This window comes from Specibacter sp. NPDC078692 (assembly GCF_040686835.1).
Classification (GTDB): domain Bacteria; phylum Actinomycetota; class Actinomycetes; order Actinomycetales; family Micrococcaceae; genus Specibacter.
Map to the genome: position 1 here is coordinate 59,518 of NZ_JBFBLV010000016.1, position 20,448 is coordinate 79,965.

At 60.2% G+C, this 20,448-nt stretch carries 14 protein-coding genes and 1 tRNA gene; all 15 read right to left on the minus strand.

Features of this window, described 5'->3' with window-relative positions; all coding sequences use genetic code 11:
* Positions 1–1,176, minus strand: a complete 1,176-nt coding sequence (locus AB0O97_RS12265) for a DegT/DnrJ/EryC1/StrS family aminotransferase (RefSeq protein WP_363882922.1) — start codon at positions 1,174–1,176, stop codon at positions 1–3.
* Positions 1,173–2,207: a GDP-mannose 4,6-dehydratase gene (locus AB0O97_RS12270; protein ID WP_363882925.1), complete on the minus strand. Its 1,035-nt coding sequence runs from the start codon at positions 2,205–2,207 to the stop codon at positions 1,173–1,175. Before AB0O97_RS12270 ends, AB0O97_RS12265 begins: the two co-directional genes overlap by 4 nt.
* Complete coding sequence (locus tag AB0O97_RS12275; RefSeq protein ID WP_363882927.1) at positions 2,204–3,313, minus strand: Gfo/Idh/MocA family oxidoreductase; 1,110 nt, start codon at positions 3,311–3,313, stop codon at positions 2,204–2,206. The genes AB0O97_RS12270 and AB0O97_RS12275 overlap by 4 nt, the downstream gene beginning before the upstream one ends.
* A gap of 51 nt (positions 3,314–3,364) precedes the next feature.
* Positions 3,365–4,927, minus strand: a complete 1,563-nt coding sequence (locus AB0O97_RS12280; protein WP_363882930.1) for a sugar transferase — start codon at positions 4,925–4,927, stop codon at positions 3,365–3,367.
* 504 nt (positions 4,928–5,431) lie between these two features.
* A complete protein-coding gene (locus AB0O97_RS12285; RefSeq protein WP_363882933.1) occupies positions 5,432–8,089 on the minus strand; it encodes a LuxR C-terminal-related transcriptional regulator in 2,658 nt (885 codons plus the stop codon).
* A gap of 35 nt (positions 8,090–8,124) precedes the next feature.
* The gene (locus AB0O97_RS12290; protein WP_363882936.1) at positions 8,125–10,863 is read right to left on the minus strand and encodes a LuxR C-terminal-related transcriptional regulator; all 2,739 of its coding nucleotides are present in this window, start codon (positions 10,861–10,863) and stop codon (positions 8,125–8,127) included.
* A gap of 124 nt (positions 10,864–10,987) precedes the next feature.
* Positions 10,988–11,560, minus strand: coding sequence for an aminoacyl-tRNA hydrolase (gene pth / locus AB0O97_RS12295; RefSeq protein WP_363882938.1), 573 nt, complete (start codon positions 11,558–11,560; stop codon positions 10,988–10,990).
* A gap of 12 nt (positions 11,561–11,572) precedes the next feature.
* A complete protein-coding gene (locus AB0O97_RS12300) occupies positions 11,573–12,145 on the minus strand; it encodes a 50S ribosomal protein L25/general stress protein Ctc (RefSeq protein WP_363836852.1) in 573 nt (190 codons plus the stop codon).
* 325 nt (positions 12,146–12,470) lie between these two features.
* Positions 12,471–13,307 carry a hypothetical protein gene (locus AB0O97_RS12305; protein ID WP_363836853.1) on the minus strand — a complete coding sequence of 279 codons (837 nt, stop codon included), beginning with the start codon at positions 13,305–13,307 and terminating at the stop codon, positions 12,471–12,473.
* 433 nt (positions 13,308–13,740) lie between these two features.
* Positions 13,741–14,721 carry a ribose-phosphate diphosphokinase gene (locus tag AB0O97_RS12310; protein ID WP_363882941.1) on the minus strand — a complete coding sequence of 327 codons (981 nt, stop codon included), beginning with the start codon at positions 14,719–14,721 and terminating at the stop codon, positions 13,741–13,743.
* 38 nt (positions 14,722–14,759) lie between these two features.
* On the minus strand, positions 14,760–16,211 hold the full coding sequence (gene glmU, locus AB0O97_RS12315) for a bifunctional UDP-N-acetylglucosamine diphosphorylase/glucosamine-1-phosphate N-acetyltransferase GlmU (RefSeq protein ID WP_363882944.1): 1,452 nt from the start codon (positions 16,209–16,211) through the stop codon (positions 14,760–14,762).
* A 115-nt stretch (positions 16,212–16,326) separates the two neighbouring features.
* Positions 16,327–16,401: transfer RNA gene (locus AB0O97_RS12320), tRNA-Gln, on the minus strand.
* 143 nt (positions 16,402–16,544) lie between these two features.
* Positions 16,545–17,375, minus strand: a complete 831-nt coding sequence (locus AB0O97_RS12325; protein WP_363882945.1) for a hypothetical protein — start codon at positions 17,373–17,375, stop codon at positions 16,545–16,547.
* 261 nt (positions 17,376–17,636) lie between these two features.
* Positions 17,637–19,430: an ABC-F family ATP-binding cassette domain-containing protein gene (locus AB0O97_RS12330; protein ID WP_363882948.1), complete on the minus strand. Its 1,794-nt coding sequence runs from the start codon at positions 19,428–19,430 to the stop codon at positions 17,637–17,639.
* 42 nt (positions 19,431–19,472) lie between these two features.
* Positions 19,473–20,438 (minus strand): 4-(cytidine 5'-diphospho)-2-C-methyl-D-erythritol kinase, encoded by a 966-nt coding sequence (locus AB0O97_RS12335; protein WP_363882972.1) that lies wholly within the window; start codon positions 20,436–20,438, stop codon positions 19,473–19,475.
* Between the last annotated feature and the right edge of the window lie 10 nt (positions 20,439–20,448).

Here is a 20,448-nt window from a genome sequence, read left to right on the forward strand (position 1 = left end):
CTACTTCCTTCCCCCTGTGCGCACCGCGGCAATGACCCGGTCCTGGTCGTCTGGGTCCAGCTGGTGGTACACGGGCAGGATGAGCGTGTTGTCGGTGAGCCTTTCCGTCACGGCCAGGCTGGCGGTTCCGGTATCCCTGCCGCGGTAGGCGGGCTGGCGGTGGGCGGCCATGATGCCCCGGCGTGCGGATATGCCCTGGTTCGCCAGGTGTTCCAGCAACCCTTCCCGGGTGGTGCCGTAGCCCGGGAGCACTTCCAGCCAGAACGACTGGAAGTTGCTGGTGCCGTGGTCGGGGTCCGCTGAAATTCTCAGTCCAGGCACACCGGCAAGTGCTTCGGTGTATTCGGCAGCGATGTCCCGTCGACGCTGCACTGCCTCGGCAAGCCGGCCCAGCTGGACCAGCCCCACGGCAGCCTGCATGTCAGTCATACGGAAGTTGAAGCCAATCTCCGTGTATTCCTCAGGAGGTGCCAGGACCGAGGAGTGCCGGCTGGCGGCCGATGCACTCATGGCGTGTTCACGCAGCTTGGCAGCCTTTTGCGCCCATTCGGCACGGGAGCTGGTGAGCATGCCACCCTCCCCCGTGGTGAGGATCTTGCGGGGATGGAACGACCAGGCAGCCAGCTCCGCACCCGCGCCCACAGGCTTCCCACGGTATGTGGACCCTGCACCGCAGGCAGCGTCCTCAATGACGGTGATCCCGAGCGGGTCGCACAGGGCCCTGATCGGGTCAAGGTCAACGGGCATGCCACCCTGGTCAACCACAATCACTGCACGGGTGTTGGGGGTCAGGGCCGCTGCGATGGTTTCGGCTGTGACATTCCCGGTTTCAAGTTCGACGTCGGCAAAAACGGGCCGTGCCCCAACGTACGTTGGCGCGTTGGCTGTGGCAATAAAGGAAAAGGAAGGAATGACGACGTCGTCGCCGGCCTTGATCCCGGCCACCACCAAGGCGAGGTGGAGCGCCGTCGTGCAATTTGAGGTGGCAACGGCGTGCCGCGCAGCCTGGGCAGCGGCAAACTCCGTCTCAAATTGGGCGACCTTGGGGCCCTGCGCCACCCAACCAGAGGCGATGACAGCAGCCACGGCTTCGGCTTCTTCCTCTCCCATCCACGGGCGCATGACATTGATGCGTTCCAGCACCGCATCTTCGACGCTGTCGACGTGGGCCGTCATTTTGACACTACCTCGGATAGGGAATTCCAATTGGTGTCAGCTACGCGGCTAATAAGATCGGCGGAGTCGGACGACTTTTGGGCGAACCAGTTCACCACGTCACGGATACCTGCTTCAAAGGACATCTCCGGCTGAAAGCCGGTCAGTTTCTGAATGAAAGATCCATCCACGAGCAGTCTTCCGACATCCCCGGGACGCCCGGGCAAGTGCTCGGGAGACAGATCAGTGCGGTCCATCGCTTGTGCAATCACCTTACAAAGGGTGTTCATGGTGATTTCCGTGCCGGAACCAAAATTAACTGTCTGCCCAATTGCCTCGTCACAATTGGCCAGTCCCACCAAGCCGCGGACCGTGTCCGAAACATGCATAAAGTCCCGGGTCTGTTCGCCGCTGCCAAAAATTACGGGGGATTGTCCCGCAAGCATACGAACTATGGTGCGAGGGATCATCTCACCGCTGTCACCTTCAAAATGGCTTCGCGGCCCAAAGGTGTTGAAGGGGCGAACAACGACCGTTGGGAACCCATAAGTGCGAAAGAAGGCCCGGGCATATGCTTCCCCGGCCAATTTGCTGCCCCCGTAGACGGTTTCAGGCCATGTCGGATGCGTTTCCGTCATTGGCACAAATTGTGCGGTCCCAAATACCTCGCTGGAACTGACATTGATGAATCGTTGTACTCCGGCAGCACGGGATTCTTCCAAGAGTTTGAGCGTCCCAGAAGCATTCACGTCATGGTTTTCAACCGGAGCATGCAGGCTGTGGCGCACTCCCAGGCAGGCGAGATGGAAGACCACCGAAATACCTTTGAGGGATGTTTCCAGGACCGAACCATCCCTGATGTCACCGACCACCATCGTGAATCTCGGATCGACGAGCCGGTGGTCCAAATTGTCCAAAGAACCGTTCACAAGATTGTCGACGACTGTCACGTGGGCAACATCAGCTGACTCCAGCAAATGGTCAACCAGGTGGCTGCCTATGAAACCTGCCCCGCCAGTGACAAGAACTGTTGCTCCGTCTAGTTGACTCATCGTGTTCCCTCCAATTGAGACTCATAATCTGCTACCCGGCTGTGTTCGCCGTCTGCTGCCAAACTCTTACTTGCCGCCTCCAGCACGGCCAGGACGCGAAGTCCTGACAAGCCGCCGGTGCGGGATGGGCGCACCCCCCTGATGCTGTCGGCGAATTCCTGCACCATGGCACCCAATGCCTCCTTTTCAGGAAGAGCTGGAGACCAGGTGTCACCCAGCCGATAGGACACTGCCTGCGTATTGCGCTGGGCCGCTGTTGTGGAAGCTTTCTCGATGTTGACACCCCGGTCGTAGACGCTCAGGCGCTGCTGCGGGTTGAGGTCGTCCCAGACCAGAGTCCGTTTGGAACCACCAATGACCATGCGTCGTATTTTTGTGGGGCTCAGCCAGTTCACGTTGATGTGGGCCATGGCGTTGTTGGGAAGTTCAAATGTCAGGTGTCCAACACAGGCTTTTCCACTGCCCAACGGATCCGCCCCTTGGGCTGCAACTGTTGTTGGCGCCAGACCGCCCGGCAGGATGAAGTCGATGACGGAAAGGTCGTGGGGTGCCAGGTCCCAGAAGACGTCCACGTCCGGCTGAATCAGGCCCAGGTTGATCCGTACCGAATCGATGAAGAGGACTTCACCCAGAGCATCTTCTGCGATCAATTCCCGGATCTTCAGTGCAGCGGGCGTATAGCAGTAAGTGTGGTCGGCCATGAGAGTGAGACCGGCGGCTGCAGCAAATTCCACCATCTCCACCCCGTGCTCCCACTGGTCTGCCAAGGGCTTTTCCACCACCACGTGCTTTCCTGCCCGCATGGCAGCCATGGCCACGGCATAGTGTGTGCGGGCTGGGGTAGCGATGGCGACAGCATCAACATCAGTGCCTGCAAATAGCTCATCGAGGGATGCAAAGACCGGCACATCGCCCAGTGGACGAGCAATTTTCAGGGCACGTTCAATGTCCATATCAACAATTGCGCTCAGCTCCCAGTCAGGGCTGGCCTTAAAGTTTCTGGCGAGGTTGGGCCCCCAGTATCCGGCACCAATCACGGCAACTTTCAAAACGGCATTTTCGGACAGCAGGTTGATCTGCTGCAGTGGGTGGGGAATCGAGACCATGATATTAATTCCATTTCTTTTCAGTTATGGCTAGCGCTGAAGCGCGTTGGCCTAATACGCCCCGACGGGCGCAACTACTGCCTTGAACGTGCGCCATAGGATGACAATGTCTCCTGTGAGCGACCAGTTCTCCACGTAGTACAAATCAAGACGCACCGCCTCATCCCAGACGAGATTCGAACGGCCATTGATTTGCCACAGTCCGGTAATCCCCGGCTTAATCAGGAGTCTGCGATGAACTGGCTGCTGGTATTCGGCAACCTCCCGTGCAAGTGGTGGGCGGGGGCCCACCATACTCATATGTCCGGCCAGAACGTTCCAAAGTTGGGGCAGTTCATCGAGAGAGAACCTGCGCATCCAACGTCCACACCGGGTGACCCGTGGATCGTTGGGGATCTTGAACAGGACGCCGGCTCCCTCATTGCTGCCCTGCAGCGAAGCCAGCTTCTCTTCGGCGTCAACCACCATTGAACGGAACTTGAGCATCTTGAACTTATCGCCGTTGCGGCCAACTCGTTCTTGGAAGAACAAGACCGGTCCGGGGCTGTCGAGCTTGACGATGAGCGCCAGAACAAGGAAGACGGGCAGGAGAACGGTCATGGCGGTCGCGGCTAGTGTCACGTCCATGAATCGTTTGAAAACGTGCTTGCCACCCGAGTATTGGGGCAGTTCCACGTGCATGAGAGGAAGGCCCTCCATGGGCCTGAAATGCACTCGGGGTCCGGCAACATTGGTCAGGCTTGAGGACAGCACCAATTCGGTGGCCATGTCTTCCAGGCGCCAGCCAAGTTCCTGGATGGCTTTGGGCCCGCCAGGCAGTGCCCCGGCCACCACAACTGCCTCTGCACCGGTTTGGGCAACCACGTCGGCAATGTCCGCAGCGGTGGAAAGCACCGGCACCCCGTACCATGGAGGCAGCAATTCCATGTTTGGCTGCAAGGCTGTCAGTGCGGCCCCAGCCACCATGTATCCGGTTGACAGGTTGTCGCGCAGCTGCCCAATGACGTACTCAACATCTTGCGGGTTTCCCAGCACAACAACTTTGGACAGCGACCTTCCAGCGCTTCGCTGGCGGCTCAGCCACCGGCGCCACAGCCACCGCTCGCCAACGACTAAAACGATTCCAAGAGGTAGTGCCGCCGCAAAGAAGCCGCGGGACACATCGATCTGGAACACTAGCAGGATGATCGCCATGATGCCAAAGGTCCGCAGCGTTGCCTGGACCACCCGGTGGTACTCGGTGGCGCCAGTACCGAAGACACGTTTTTCCCGGGACCGGCAGTAGGCGAGGTCTAAGTTCCACAACACCACAACGGCAAGGCCAACCCACAGGTAGCCGATTTCCGTCAAATTCGATGAATCCTGAAGGGCGGGAATGCCAAATCGCAACAAGTAGGCCACGGCTACGACGACTATGGAGACCATGGCATCGCTGATCCGCAGCCTAGTGGCGTACCGTGCGCTCCATTTTATTTCAGTAATGCGTGCTGAGGGCTGGACGGGCCGTGCATCCCACACACTGTGTTTAGTCCGCAGGACGCTGCCCTTGTCTTTGGCGTTGGCAGAGCTGTCAACTGGGCGGCGCAGGTGCGGGAGAAATCTCAGCTCGGTCATTTGCTTGCTCCGCGAAGTGATGCGGGGAACAGCATGATCCAAGAGGAAGGAGCCGACGACGGCTGGGGGAAAGCCTTGGTCTCAGAAGGCTTATCCGTCGCCGGCTCCGATTGTGGAGTACAGCCGCTACGGCTGTGCAGGGTTACTGCCGGTTTAGGGCAGGGTTGCAGAATCAACCCTTCAGGAGAATTGTTGCTCAGTGAATTTTCTGATGTCCCGTCATGACTAACTACGGCGGTTAAGAATTTGAGCATTATGAAACCTTCCCCTGGTGAGACCGTTGAGACCTTTACAACACCTCTAGTCAACGACACCACCAACGGCAAAACACGAGTGATAAGTACTGGACTCTTGAAAAACTGAGTACTCGATTTCGTCCATGAGTACTCAGTTAGCTGCGGAAGCTACGGGGAAGAGGGGTGAGTGCCCTCAGATTTGCGCAGTCTCACGTTGTTAGCGGCAGGACATACCAACGCAAGTGGTGGATCGACACACTCGCGCCAGCTAGAGCGCTTGCGGCAGTTCCTCACGGGCGGAGATTCCCAGCTTCGCGTAGGCCCGGTACAGGTGGCCTTCGACTGTGCGCAGGGAAAGCGTCAGCTCCACGGCAATATCACGGTCGGTCATGCCCTGCGCCGCAAAACTGGCGATTTGACGTTCACGCTTGGTCAGCGCACCACCTTTGCCGGAACTCGCAGGCTGGATCGCAGGCCCGGACGTAGCTGAAAGCTTCCGCAATCCCTGCCGTGCAATGCGGGCCTGATCCTGCAACCCGGCCCCGCTAAGCAGGGCGGACGATTTGGCCAGTGCCAACCTGGCAAACCCCATGACACCCGCCTGGCTCAAGAGCTCTCCGGCTTCTTTTAGCCTCTGTCCGTCGCCGGCATGTAGCGAATCCGCGTACAGGCACATGCCGCGGGCCCAGGGACCTTCCACTCCGGCAGCCAAGTCCGCAACACGGGCGGCAACGCTCTCATCCCCCAGCTCCAGTGCTAACACGAGCGCGTTCAGTTCAATCATGGCCGATTCCGAGTCATGCGCCACGTCGGCCTGCGCTAAAAGCTCAGCCAGCCCACCGCCGTCGGGCAATAAAAGCTGGCGCGCTGCCGAAAGATAGGCACGTTCATGGGCCAGCACCAAAAATATGCCGGTGCTTTCCACATGGTCTCTCACCAGTCTGTGAGCCAGCTCGCGCTGCCCAAGCCGTGCAGCACTGTAGGCGGCCATGGCCGTGCAATAGCCAAGGAGCTGCTGCGGATCGCTGCGCTGCAGGGAATCAAGGCCGCCGAGGAGGACCTTGAGCGCGTCGGAGAATGCTCCGGCGCGCACCGAGCCCATGCCCCGCACCACACTGGCACCGCCGCCGAAGGTGAAAACAATGGGGCCCTCTTCCAACGAAAACTGGTCCATGACCGCTGCCGCCGCCGACCAGTAGCCGGCACACAGCATCGCTGTCAAGTGGCGCAGCATGATGCTTTCCGGCAGGAAAAACACATCATTTTCCTCCGAGTGTTCCAGGGAGTACGCCTCAGCTGCCCGCTGCGCGCCCTGCTCCGGGAAGCCTTGTGCTGTCAACCGCTCAGAGTCCATTGTCAGCGCCATTGCCCGGTTGATCTCCTCGGCGGCGGGGAGCCCCTGCTGGGCTGAGAGCATAGCCGTCAGCTCGGTCATCTCCGCGTACCGCCCGGCGCGTGAGAGTGCTATCAACTCCACCATCAAGGCACTGCCATGGGAGTAACCGATGATGGCTTCCGCATTGCCGGGGTCGGCGAAGGCCAGCTTCTCCCCGGCAGTCCGCAGGTCCTGCGCATCGGCCATGAGCATCGCCACGGGCATCCCCAGCGCAGACCTTGTCGATGCCCTCAACAGCGCCCCAAAAACCAAATCCTGCACATTGGCAGGATCCTGTGGCAACTCCATGAGCGTGAACGCGCCACGGTAATCGCCCAAGTTGTATTTGGCCCTGGCTTTGACCATCGTGGCTCTAAGCTGGAAATTCGCTCCGTAAATTTCCTGCGCCAAATGCAGGGACGTGGTGGACTGGAACAGCTTGCTGGCCAGGATTGCTGCGCGCAAAAGGATTGCATCACCGACCTCTATGCCCACCTCAACCGCCCACAGGACCCGGCGTAGCAGCGATTCCCTGTTTCCGCCGTCGTCCGTCAAATCACCGATCAGCTGCTCGTGAAGCACCCGACTCTGGGCGAGCGGGACGATCTCCCGAATCACCTGCCCATAGATCGGGTTCGCCAGCACCAAGAGATCCGAAGACGGCGACTGGTAACTGACCAAGGGCCAGTCAAGTAGTTCTTGTATGACCTGTTCCGAAACAAGGCCCCGGAGGTCGGATTCCGCCAGTGGTTCCGCCAGGGCAATGAGGTTAAGTGCCTCCTGGCCGTCCCTAGACAGTCCCCGCAGGACGGTCTGGACAGCCTCCTCCAAACCCCTGCCATGCGCCTGGGATTCGTATTCTCCCACCCACGTTCCCGATTTCTGATGCAGGTGGCCCTGCTCCACAGCTTCGTTGACGAGCAGGTGCAGGAACAGGGGATTGCCTGCAGCTGTCGACCAGTAATGCCAACTTGTGGCGGGCGAAACAGGGCCGGAAAGCATGAGTTCACAAAAAGTGTGTCCCTGTTCCTGGCTCAGCGGGTGCAGAATAATGTTCTCGGCCATACCCGTGGACCATAGTCTCGGCAACGGTTCCGGCAGCCTGTGCCGTTTGGAGTGCGACGCCACCACGTTGATGGTTCCTGACATGACAAGGCTGACAATGAGTTCCGCCGTGCCTTCGTCGATGGCGTGCGCATCATCGATCACCACCAGTGGCAGGTCACCGCCGCCGGCTTCGGCGCCTGCGAGTTCACTCTGGCGGGCATCGATAGTCGCCAGTACCTGGCGTATCACTCCCAATCTGAAGGCTTCCGTGGGCGTGTCCTGCAGATTGAGGTACGGGCTCAGCACACCAAAGGGGATGCGTGCCAGCGATTGCGAACCGCGCACCATCAGTACAGGGACATGTTCCTGAGCGACTTCCGCCAGTTTTGCCAGAATTGTGGACCCACCCAGACCACTGTCGGCGGTCAGGAAGACGGCTCTGCAATCCTCTCCACGGATTGCCGAGACTATGTCTGCAAGTTCTTCCTGTCGGCAAAACGGCATGTTCAGTACACTGGACGTGCCCCGCAACGGCCCCGTCATAGATGGACCCATTCTTCCAGCGCAGAGCGGGAGGTGATGCCCAGTTTTGCGAACACTTGATAGAGGTGGCCCTCCACGGTTCGCACGGAAACTCCGATCTTGCCCGCAATGTCCCTGTTGCTCATGCCTTTGTTCGCATGCCGGGCAACTTGTAGCTCACGTGGTGTCAGCGGCACATTGCCGGATCCTTGTACTTGCTCCTGCACATCCGCCCGTTCCAGGCCGCGCATGCCATTCCGGGCTTCCCTGGCCAGCTTCTTGTCTCCGGCCGCTGAGGCAAGTTCCAGTGCAAGCTCGTTGGCGTGGCGCGCCAAGTCCGGCAGCTCAAGGGCGCGTGCTTGCCCGGCCGCGTCCATGGCCAGCTGGGCACCGTTTTCACCCGTGGCAGGTGTGGCTCGCGCCGCCCGCGCGAGCAGCACGCTGATGGTGGCCAACGGTCCTTGACAGCTCTGGGCTACCTGTTCCAGCAGATCATGCTGTCCGATGGCGCCGCACATGATCGCTGCGCGCAGTCCGCTGGCGGCCGGCGTGGGCCTGCCCTCGGCAAAGTCACGCTCTGCCGCCGTCACGAGCATGCCAACCGCTGCAGGGTCACCCATCGCATGGGTGGCCAGGGCCTGAAAGTAGTCTGAGAGTGTCCGGTTCACCCACATGCTGTGACGTACGGATCCCTTCGCCAGGGTCAAATACCTGCGCCCCTGCTCCTCGTCACCCAGACGCGCATGAACGCAGGCCAGCGCTGAATACACCAGTTCCGAGCTTGTGTAGGTGTCCCTGACTTCCAGTTGGGCGGCGGCAATGAGCAGAATTTCAGCCGCCTGCATGTCCCTGCCGGCAAACATGTAGGCCATTCCGAGGGCAAGTTCCATTCCCCCGCCACGATAGCGGAGGGAGTTGTTGGAGTACTCGATGACCTGCTGCAGGGCGCTCTCGCAACTTCGCCACTGTCCGCTCCAGACCAGGGCCAGAAGGCTCCCGAACAGGCGCCATTCCTTCATTCGCAAGACAATGTTGTAACGTTCAGCTTCTTCGTCAACCACCCGTGAAAGTTCGATCGCGTCAAGCTCATGTCCCGTTGCGGCGAGAGCCATCGTCAGGAGGCAGGCACAATTCAAGCGGTAGGACCTGTCATGGGCATCCTTGCTGGCGATGCTGAGGTCATGGAGCACCTGCGCGAACTCGCCACGATTGATGTGCACCTCAAAACGAGCCAGATTGTAGAACTTTTCGGCGCTCAGGCGCTCCTCTGGTGACGCCTGGAGGATTCGTGCCTCGGTCTCGGCGAGAATCTTGTTGATGCGGAATTTTGTGCCGGGCAGACAGGCGAGCGAAACTGTCAGGTCCATGGCCCAGGATGCGTAAGCCTCCGGGGACAGTGCGTTCAAAACCGGAATGGAAATAGTGTCAAGGGCGTCAACAGCCTTGGCATAGTTTGCCATGAGGTGGTGGGCCCGGCTGCGTTTTTGTGCAGCTTGGACAGCCAGTGGGTGGTCGGGGCGAATGTGGCTGGCACAGGCCAAGGCAAGCTGTGGATCAAATAGCTGCAGCGCTGCCTGAGCTGCGGCCAAGGCCACTTCTGGCTCCATTGCCAGACCCGCCTCATTAATCCAGCTGGCAAAGATCAACAATTCCTGCGGACTCAAGAGGGCAGCGTCCAAAGCCTGAAGTTCTGAGAGGTCTTCGAAGTAGCTGGCCTTTTGGTATGCCGACAGCTGGTTGCGGACAGTTTCCCCCACATAGGGTTCAGCAAAGCTCACTGTCTTGCTGCGGTTGGCGGCAATAACCAGAAAGCCGCGGTCTTCCAGCGCAGTGACCGCCTCTGCTCCCAACACGTTGAGAGCCAGAGCCAACGGCACATGATTAAGCAGCGAGAACTTCTCCAGATGGGTGCGCATCTCTGGTGATTCACGCGCCATGCGGGACTCAACCAGCTCAAGCAGGACATCCTCGGTGCCCTCGTCAAGGCTGCCCACCTGTATCCAGACGCCGTCGTTGGCGCGCAGTACACCGCTTTGGAGATATTCGTAGACCAGCGCCTGCAGGACCAGCGGGTTTCCGGCGCTGACGGCATAAAGTGTTGCCACCACTGATTCGGCAACGGGACCGTCGAGTGCCTTGGACAGAAGCTCGCGCACCTCAGCCCTGGAGAACGGCTCCAACCGTTGTCTGGCCAGCAGGCCGTCCTTAATCATCCAGACAAGGTCTTCGGGAAAATCTGCTAACGACCGGGCCGCGACGAGCAGCTTCGCCTTGCCTCCGAGAACTAGGTGCATGAGCACGCCCATACTCAGAGTGTCGACGCCTGGCAGGTCATCCAGTATCAGCACTATGGGCAAGCCATGGGCATCCTGAAATATTTGATCAACCAACGCGCCTAGAATGGCCGACGGGCTTTCGCTCTGGCGGGCGTTGAGCCTGGCCAACTGGATGGAGAATATGGAGTAGGGAACGTCAGTTGGCACACCTGCGCCAAAAAGCCTGACGACATGTGAGTTTTTCTCAAGGCGGCGAGCGACCTTGCGGGCAAGTGTGGTCTTGCCCACGCCTCGCGGGCCTAGAATGACAGCCCCATGGAGCGCCGGGTCAGTCAGATAAGCTCGGACAATATCTATGTCCTCTAGGCGCACGAGCGAAGACCATTGGTGCCGTTCACCGGCCCCCAGTGCCCTTCGTTCAGACCGCGACTGCCGTTCCGGAGGGCGCTGAGATGCGCTGATTCCCCACAGGCTCATCATACTTATTCACCCTCTGGGCCACGAATCGTCCGCATGACCTGAGCATCAATTACATGCGTGAGTGACCTTGAGCCATTGTAACAGCGACTGTGAAACAAACCACAGAAAAAGTCACATTGGCGTTTTAGTGGAACTTCTCCTGCCCGGCCAGCAGGCCCTCGGCGACCAGCAATTCCACGGCGTCAGCTGCGTTATCGATCAGGAATGGGAGGGTTTTGTTTTCTGCCGTGGAAAAGTCGCGCAACACATGGCTGGCGGCGTCGGCACGGCCCGGCGGGCGGCCTACACCGGCACGCACACGGTAATAATCCTTGGTGCCCAAGGTCCGGGAAATGTCCCGCAGACCGTTGTGTCCGCCTTCTCCGCCACCAATTTTCACTTTGACGGTGTCGAAGGGGATATCAATTTCGTCGTGGACGGCGATGACATTCGCGGCGGGGAGGTTATAGAACTTGGCGAGTGCCGCCGTCGGACCTCCATTGAGGTTCATGAAGACGGTGGGTTTGGCCAAGATCAGCTTGTGCCCGCCCATGGCTAGACGACCAGTGGCCACCAAAGCCTTAGCTTTATGGGTCTTGAAAGTGGCTCCAAGGCGGGAGGCAAGTTCCTCAACCACCATGTAGCCAATATTGTGCCTGTTACGGCTGTAGCCGGGCCCGGGATTCCCGAGCCCGACTACAAGCCAAGTTTCACTCATTAGTGGTGCTGATTACTCAGCAGCAGCTTCGGTGTCAGCTTCAGCAGCAACAACCGGCTCAGCGAAGTGAGCGATCAGCAAGGTACCTTCGGTGACCAAGGTGGAGCCCTTAGGCAGAACCAGGTCAGAAGCGTGGACGTGATCGTTGGCGGTGCGGCCATTGATGTCGAACTCGATGCGGACAGGAACGTCGGTTGCATCAGCGGAGAGGCTGACGGTCATTTCTTCCTGGTTCACAACTATGGAGGGAGCAGGCTCGCCAACGAGGTGCACGGGAACATCAACGATGACCTGCTCACCCTTCTTAACGGTCAGCAGGTCGATGTGCTCGACGATCTGCAGTACGGGATCGCGCTGAACGTCTTTGACCAAGGCGAGGTGCTTTTCGCCGTCGATGGTGATGGTCAGCAGAGCGTTAGCACCGCGGATGGCGCGAACGGTCTCGCGCTCCGGCAGAACCAAGTGCAGGGGGGCTGCGCCGTGGCCGTAGATAACAGCAGGGATCTGCTTGGCACGGCGGATGCGGCGTGCCGCGCCCTTGCCGAATTCGTTGCGCAGTTCGCCGTTGAGGCTCAATTCAGACATAAAAAATGCTCCTTCTTCATGGTGGGCGTGGACTAAACAGGTCAACACAATCCGCAACATGAATGCCAGGAGCTGTGGGACCCAGTCGATCACGGACACTTTTTCAAGCGTCCCTCGCCAAGGTTTACTGCACAAGTTTAGCAGACCGGAAGGGTAGCAAAGTGCGGCTGGCCTGGGTGCGGGGCTGGGCGGCTGGATATGGAACCCTACTTTTGCTATGCGCTCAACTGATGAACAGTTCGGCGCCGGGAAGGCCACGCTCCCAACTCACTTGCAGTGTGGCGCATACCGGAAGTTCAGTGACGTTATGCGCCGGATCCCTCCGTCAGTGTGGCGCAGAAGTGATCGTCGCCAGCGCTTCTCGCACCCATGCCAACATGACGTCCGGGTTCCCCAGCACCACCTTCGCAGGAATGTGCAAGCACCATAAACCTTTGATCACCAGCAGGTTGTCACGCCGCAGATCCTCAGCCCACCCGCTCTCTGTATTGTGGTAGGTCTCACCGTCAGTTTCCACACCCAAAAGGCCTTCAACCAATAGATCTAAATGGCCAACACCCTTGACATAGAACTGGCCTTGGACGTTAAGCCCGGCCTTGCGCAGGTAGTATCTGGCCACGGTTTCCGCGATGGACATGGCTTGTGGGTCAATCATGTCAATGATGGCCCTTGCACCGGAGTCTTCGCGCCTGGTGAATTCGGCGCGAAGGTCAGGGATGGTGCACTCCTTGAGGACCACTGCAGATTCTAGAGCTGCTAGGCCGTCCACCTCGGAGCCACACTTGACGCATTGGCGCAGGATGTCCATCAAGGTCTGGGGTCCACTGACTTTGTGAACCACACACCCAGAAATTGGCCTGCCATGCGCTGCGGCAACATGCGGAAAGAGTGGCCGTTTAATAACCCACAGCCCCAGCTGCTCTGCCTTGGTGAAGCATGTCCGCCGCGCCTGATACAGGGCTAGGTGTATATCAAGCGGATCAGCATCCGGCAGCGCATAGTAGCCACGTCCAACCTGGCTGATAATTCCAGCGCTTACGGCCTGCTTCAGACTCCAGGCCGTACATCCCCTGACCAACAAGTCCTTTCTTCTTGCGACCTTGCCAAACCAGGCAACTTCATCCGCTACAGAACGGTACTTTGCTGCTGCTGAAAGTGTCATGCACCCTAGTGTGTCCATCCAACGGCGGCCGCGGCAGCCCCGCCGTCGTGATTGTGGATAGGTCAGCCCAGTACCCGGCTGTGGAGGAACGAACGTTACTTTATGCGCCGGGCTGACATCTGAATCCAGCGCATGCTGTAACTCAAAGTTCTTTATACGCCAAGCCCGTCACCAGTCCGGCGCCAAGAAGACCATGCGCCGAACTCAGCACCAGTCCGGCGCATGAGGTAAGGCGAGGAATGCGGCAGTGGGCAACGGATAGGGTGTCCACGGACCGGGGCGGGAGGGTGTGGCATCGGGGGGTGAGAGTGTGGCGCAAGAGGTAGGTCACCGGGCAGGGAGTACGGCGTAGGCATGTCGGGGCGGGCGGGCAGAGACAAACGGCCGCCTCCCCGTGAAGGAAAGCGGCCGTGTGGCAAGCAAAAACCGAGTGTTAGGCGTCGCCGTCGAACAGGCTAGTAACGGAACCGTCTTCGAAGACTTCCTTGATGGCGCGGGCCAACAGGGGTGCGATTGAGAGCACCGTCAGGGTCGGGAAGCGCTTCTCTTCCGGGATCGGCAAGGTGTTTGTGACAACTACTTCACGTGCACCACAGTTAGCCAAACGCTCGGCGGCAGGATCGGAGAACACGGCGTGCGTGGCGGCGATAATGACGTCCTTGGCACCGGCATCCTTGAGGACGCGGACGGCTCCGGCGATGGTTCCACCGGTGTCGATCATGTCATCAATGAGCACGCAGGTGCGTCCCTCGACCTGTCCCACAACAGTCTTGGAAACGGCCTGGTTGGGCATCGTCAAGTCACGGGACTTGTGCACGAACGCCAACGGGGCACCGCCCAAACGCTCGGCCCACTGCTCAGCAACGCGTACACGGCCGGTGTCCGGTGAGACCACGGTGACTTCGTCGTCGCCCACAATGTTGCGGATGTGCTCTGCCAACAGCGGGATGGCGAACAAGTGGTCCACCGGGCCGTCGAAGAAGCCTTGGATCTGCGCGGTGTGCAGGTCAACGCTCATGATGCGGTCCGCGCCAGCGGTCTTGTACAGATCGGCAACCAGACGGGCCGAGATCGGTTCGCGCCCACGGCCCTTCTTGTCTTGGCGGGAGTACGGGTAGAACGGTGCAACGACCGTGATCGCAGCGGCCGAGGCGCGCTTCATGGAGTCAACCATGATGAGCTGCTCCATCAGCCAGTTGTTCAACGGAGCCGGGTGCGCCTGAATGATGAACACTTCCTTGCCGCGCACGCTCTCCCCCGAGCGAACGTAGATCTCGCCGTTGGCGAAGTTGTACGCCGACATCGGCAGCAACTCGGTGTTCAGGCAACGCGCCACTTCCTCGGCCAGCTCCGGGTGTGCCCGGCCGGTTGCCAGAACCAGTTTCCTGTCGACGTTATGACTTAGTTCGCTCATGATTTACTTTCTCGCAGTGGTGGGGTTGGTGAGAAGTTTTAGTTGCTTGCATTTTCCGCGGCTTGCGCGGAGATGCTTCCCGGGCGGTGCTCGGAGGTCCAGCCTTCGGCGTTGCGCTGCGGGGCCACCGTCAAGGTGAGCGCGCCAGCGGGAACGTCCTTACGGACAATGGCGCCGGCGCCTGTGAAGGCACCGTCCCCCACTGTCACAGGGGCCACGAATACGGTGTTGGATCCCGTGCGCACACCGGATCCAATGACCGTGCGGTGCTTGTTGACGCCGTCGAAGTTTGCAGTGATGTTGCCGCAACCAATATTGGTGTCCTCACCAATCTCGGCGTCGCCGGCATAGCCCAGGTGCGAGAGTTTGGAGCCGCGACCGATCGTGACGTTCTTGGTTTCGTAGAACGCGCCAATCTTGCCGTCGGCGCCCAAAACGGTGCCGGGACGCAGATACGTGAAGGGTCCAACGTGAGCGCCGGCTCCGATGATGGCACCGGTGCCGTGGGTGCGCGTCACTTCGGCGCCCTCAGCAATCTGGACATCCGTCAGTGTGGAATCTGGACCCACGACGGCGTCGCGCGCCACTGTGGTGGTGCCGTGCAGTTGAGTGCCGGGCAAGATGGTGACGTCTTCGGCCAGTTCCACGGTGGAATCGATCCACGTGGTGGCGGGGTCGATGATGCTCACGCCTGCGCGCATCCAACCTTCGACTATGCGGCGGTTGTGTTCGGTGCCCAGCGCTGCGAGCTGTACGCGATCGTTGGCGCCTTCAACCTGCCAGCGGTCGGAGGTGGAGACCGCGGCGACCCGGCCGCCGTCGTTCCTTGCTAGGGAAAGAACATCGGTGAGGTACATCTCGCCCTGGTTGTTATCCGTGGTGACACTCTGCAGGGCGGTGCGCAGGACGGCGGCGTCGAAGGCGTAAATGCCGGAGTTGATCTCACGAATTTCACGCTCTTCGTCAGTGGCGTCCTTGTGCTCACGGATGCCCAGGACGGTGCCATCGGTGGCATCGCGCAGGATCCGGCCGTAACCGGCTGCGTCGTCAAGGACCGCGGTCAGGACGGTGACGGCGTTGGAATCAGCGTTGTGCGTGGCGACGAGTTCGGCCAGCAGCTCGGTGGTCAACAGCGGAACATCCCCGTAAGTGACAACCACGGTGCCTGCCACGGGGGCCTGGGCGTCGAGCGCCTCGAGGGCCTGCTGGACGGCGCGGCCGGTTCCGGGAATGCCATCCTGGTCAACAATGTCAGCGGTGCTATCCAGCGCCGAGATGTGGGCTGCGACGAGATCGCGCTCGTGGCGCACCACCACAGCCAGCTTGGCCGGGCTGAGCCCCTTGGCCGCCGCAAGCGCGTGGCCCACCATGGAAATACCACCGATGGTGTGAAGAATTTTGGGGGTGCGTGACTTCATTCGAGTGCCTGCGCCTGCAGCGAGAACTATGACAGCCGCCGGATTGTTGCTGGTGATGTCTTGGGGGCTCACTAAGTGGCGCTCCTGCCCGGACCCTAGTCCGATGTCAAACGTACGCAATGGGAATCAGTTCCATGGTACCTGCTCGAGGTACCTGCTCGGCCGACAAGCCTGACCGTTTGGAAGGTGGTTCCGCCCACAGGATTCGAACCTGTACTCCACAGCTCCAAAGGCTGGGGTGCTGCCGTTACACCAGGGCGGACCATGAGCGACCTGCTCCCGCTGGAAGCTCACGAGAATATAGTGTGCCACGGCCATGGCATGTTGCGCGAGTTGAGGGCCGTGGCGCCGCACTAATTTCTGCCGCATCTACGCATCGGAGTGTCAAAGCTCACAAAAACCGGCTCACTTTGAAGCGATCATGGCCAGGGCTTGCTTGACCCAGCTGAGCATGAGTTCTGGTTGGTACATCACCACTGCGGCCGGAATTCTTAGCCGCCAGACCCCTTCGAGGACATACATGGTGTCCTTGCGTAGATCTTCTTTCCACTGCCTTGGATCATTGTGATATTTTTCGCCGTCCGTCTCGATGCCCAGAACTCCATCGACCAGCAGATCCAAGTGACCGGCGCTGCGAATGTAGGCCTGCCCTTGGACGTTATAGCCGGCACCCTTCAAGTGGTAGCGCCCGCATGTTTCGGTGATGGACATAGACTGCGGATCAATCATGGCCACGATAGCGCGCCCCGCGGTGTCGCGCCTTCGAACAAACTCGTCTCTTAAATCGGCGATGGTGCATTGTTTGTCCACCACCGCGGATTCCAGCACGACGAGGGCTTCCAGCTCACTTCCGCAGCACACACACTGTCGCAGGATGTCCATAAGAGTCTGGCCACCTTTGGCTCGGTGAACTACGAAGCCCGGAATTTTATTGCCATGGGCTGCCGCTACATGGATTTGTTCAGGTTTTTTCAGCAGCCAAAGTCCCAAGTCGGCAACCTTGCTCAGGCAAGTCCGTCTGGCTTGGTGTTGAGCCAGCCAGACGTCAACAGGCGAGGCATCTGACAGGGCGTAGTAGCCAGAGGCCACCTTGCTCACCACCTCCATGGTTTGCGCCTGCGCCAGATCCCACGCGGTAAACCCGGCCGCCACGAGGTCCTTGCGCCGTGCGACCCCGCCGCGGACTGTCATTGCCCGCTCGAGGGCCTTGGTCTTCGCGCTTCTTGACTGGCTCATGAATCAAGGGTGAGGCACAAACAGTGGCGGCGATAGCACCGACGTCGTCCATGGGGATGAGACGCCGTTGGGGGCTGGATGTGGAGGAATTAACGACTCCGCGCCCGAACACATACGCACTATTGGGCGTGAACAGTGCGTATACGCGCTGAGCTATAAACACATACGCACCATTCGTTGTTACTGACTCGTCAAGGTGTCTGGACGCGTCAGTAACAACGAATGGTGCGTATGTGTTCAGGCTCGGCAGGCTCGGCAGGGCTACTCGAGGACCTCCGAGGCCTGCAGCCATTCCAGTTCCAGACCTTCACGCTCGGTGGCGAGCTTGGCCAGCTTGGCTTGCAGGTCAGCGAGGACATCATAGTTGCCCACGTTCTCAGCCATCTGGGTGTGAATCTTGGCGTCAGCGGCCGAGTTCTTGCCCAGCTGACGCTCCAGACGGTTCAGCACCTTGCGGGCATCGCGCTTCTGACCTTCGGTGGGACCGGGGGGGGCAGCAACCGCAGCCGCTGGCGACGAAGAGGACGGCGAAAGCCCCGCGTTTTCGCGCAGCTCCAGGTACTCGTCAACGCCTCTGACCAGGCCACGGATCTTGCCGTCGCCCAGCAATGCCATCTGATGATCGGTGACGCGCTCCAGCAAGTAACGATCGTGCGAGACCACCACAAGCGTGCCCGGCCAACCATCGAGCACGTCTTCCACGGCAGCCAAAGTGTCGGTGTCCAGGTCGTTGGTGGGCTCATCAAGCATGAGCACGTTGGGCTCGCCCACCAGTAGGCGAAGCAGTTGCAGGCGCCGGCGCTCACCACCGGAGAGGTCCTTCACCATGGTCCACTGCTTTTCCTTGGTGAAACCGAGCTGCTCCACGAGCTGGCCAGCGCTCATCTCCTTGCCAGCCACCTCAAAGGAGCGCTTCTCCCGCTCGATGACCTCCACGACGCGCATGGTCAAGACATCGTCCAGCTCACGCACCTCCTGGGTCAGCACGGCGGTCTTGACAGTTGAACCGGTCTTCATCTTCCCGGACGACGGCTCGACTTCACCGTTGAGCAGGCGCAGCAAGGTGGTCTTACCGGCACCATTGACACCAACCAGTCCCAGCCGCTCCCCCGGCGCCAGGCGCAAGGTGATGTTGTTAAACAGGTTCTTGGCACCCTCGCCCTCGCCAATGGTCAGGGAGACGTTTTCTAAGTCGATGACGTCCTTGCCCAGACGTGCGGTGGCCATCTTGGACAGCGCCACGGAATCGCGGGGCTCCGGAACATCGGCAATCAGCTCATTGGCAGCCTCAATGCGGAACTTGGGCTTGGCAGTTCGCGCAGGTGCGCCGCGGCGCAGCCACGCCAGTTCCTTCTTGACCAGCTGCACACGCTTGGATTCCACGACGGCTGCCGAGCGGTCACGCTCGGCGCGGGCCAAAACATAGGCGGCATAACCGCCGTCGAACGGGTCAATGGTGCCGTCATGAACTTCCCAGGTACGGGTGCAGACTTCATCGAGGAACCAGCGATCGTGGGTGACCACCACGAAGGCGCCTTCATTGGCACGCCAGCGCGCCTTGAGGTGACGTGCCAGCCAGGCAACGCCTTCCACGTCGAGGTGGTTGGTGGGCTCATCGAGCATGATGACATCGTCATCGCCAATGAGCAGCTTGGCCAGGGCCACGCGGCGCTTCTGGCCACCGGAGAGCGTGTGGATGTTGGCGTGCCAATCAACCTCGCCCACCAAAGCGCCCATGATCTCGCGAATCTTGGGGTTGGAGGCCCACTCGTGATCGGCGGCCTCCCCCACAATCGCGAAGCCCACGGTGTCATCGCCGTCGAGCACGTCCGTCTGGTCCAGGTAGCTGACCTGGACGCCGCCGCGCACGGTGACACGGCCAGAATCTGCGGTTTGGCGGCCAGCGAGCAGACGCATCAGCGTGGACTTGCCATCACCGTTACGGCCGACAATGCCAATGCGGTCGCCCTCTTCCAAGCCGACGCTGACGCCGTCGAGCACGGTTCGGGTCGCGAAGGAGACGCTGAGGTTCTCCCCGCCCAGCAAATGAGCCACGTGGTACCACTTTCTTTTACGGTATTAGTTCAAACGTTAATGCTACAAAATGATCTGTGCGCCGTGCACGGGGCCCTCAACCGGCAACCCCGGGTGCCCCAGTTCGGCCAGCGCCGATGCCAGCAACTGCGCATGATGCGCGTCCGCGGCCAAGAATGCCAGAGTGGGACCTGAACCGGAGACGAGCCCAGCCAGCGCACCCAAACTCTTGCCCGCAGCCAACACCTCCGTCAGCGACGGCGCCAGATACTCGGCTGCCGCTTGGAGGTCGTTGTGCAGCCACGGTGCAAGTGCCTTCGCATCCCCTGCCCGCAGCGCCGTCAAGACTCCCGCCTCAACTTGCCCCGGAACCGGGGCCGCAATGCTGCCTGCCGCACGCAAGGTATCCAGCGTCCCATACACCACAGGGGTGGACAGACCGAAGTCCGCCGGCACTAGCACCCAGTGCAGCGGCGTTGGCGCGAGTGCTGCTGTGAGCTCATCCCCAATGCCAAGTCCGACGGCGGCTCCCCCCATGAGCGCGAACGGCACGTCCGCACCAAGTTCGGACCCTAGCTGGGCCAGCTCTTCGCGGGAGAGGCCCGTATGCCAGAGCGCGTCGCAGGCCACGAGTGTGGCGGCCGCGTCTGCCGAGCCGCCACCCATACCGCCAGCGATGGGCACATGTTTGGTGATTTCCAGATGGACACCACTAGGGTTTTCGGCAATGTCGGCAACCAGCCGGGCAGCCTTCACCACTAGATTTTTCCCGTCCAGCGGAATGCCTGCCAACTGCTCCGGAGAAAGGGAACTATCCGGATGGATGGAGACGGTGATATCCGTGGGCAGAGTGTCGGCACGGGCAGTGGCTGCTACTTCCTCATAGAGGGAAACAGCCAAATAGGTGCTGGCGACGGCGTGGTAGCCGTCTTCGCGCAGCGGCCCGACCTGAAAAAAGGCATTGATCTTGCCCGGGGCGCGTACCTTGACCCGGGGCTCGGCGGGGGCCCAGAGACCGGCCTCGTTCATGGTGTTCATG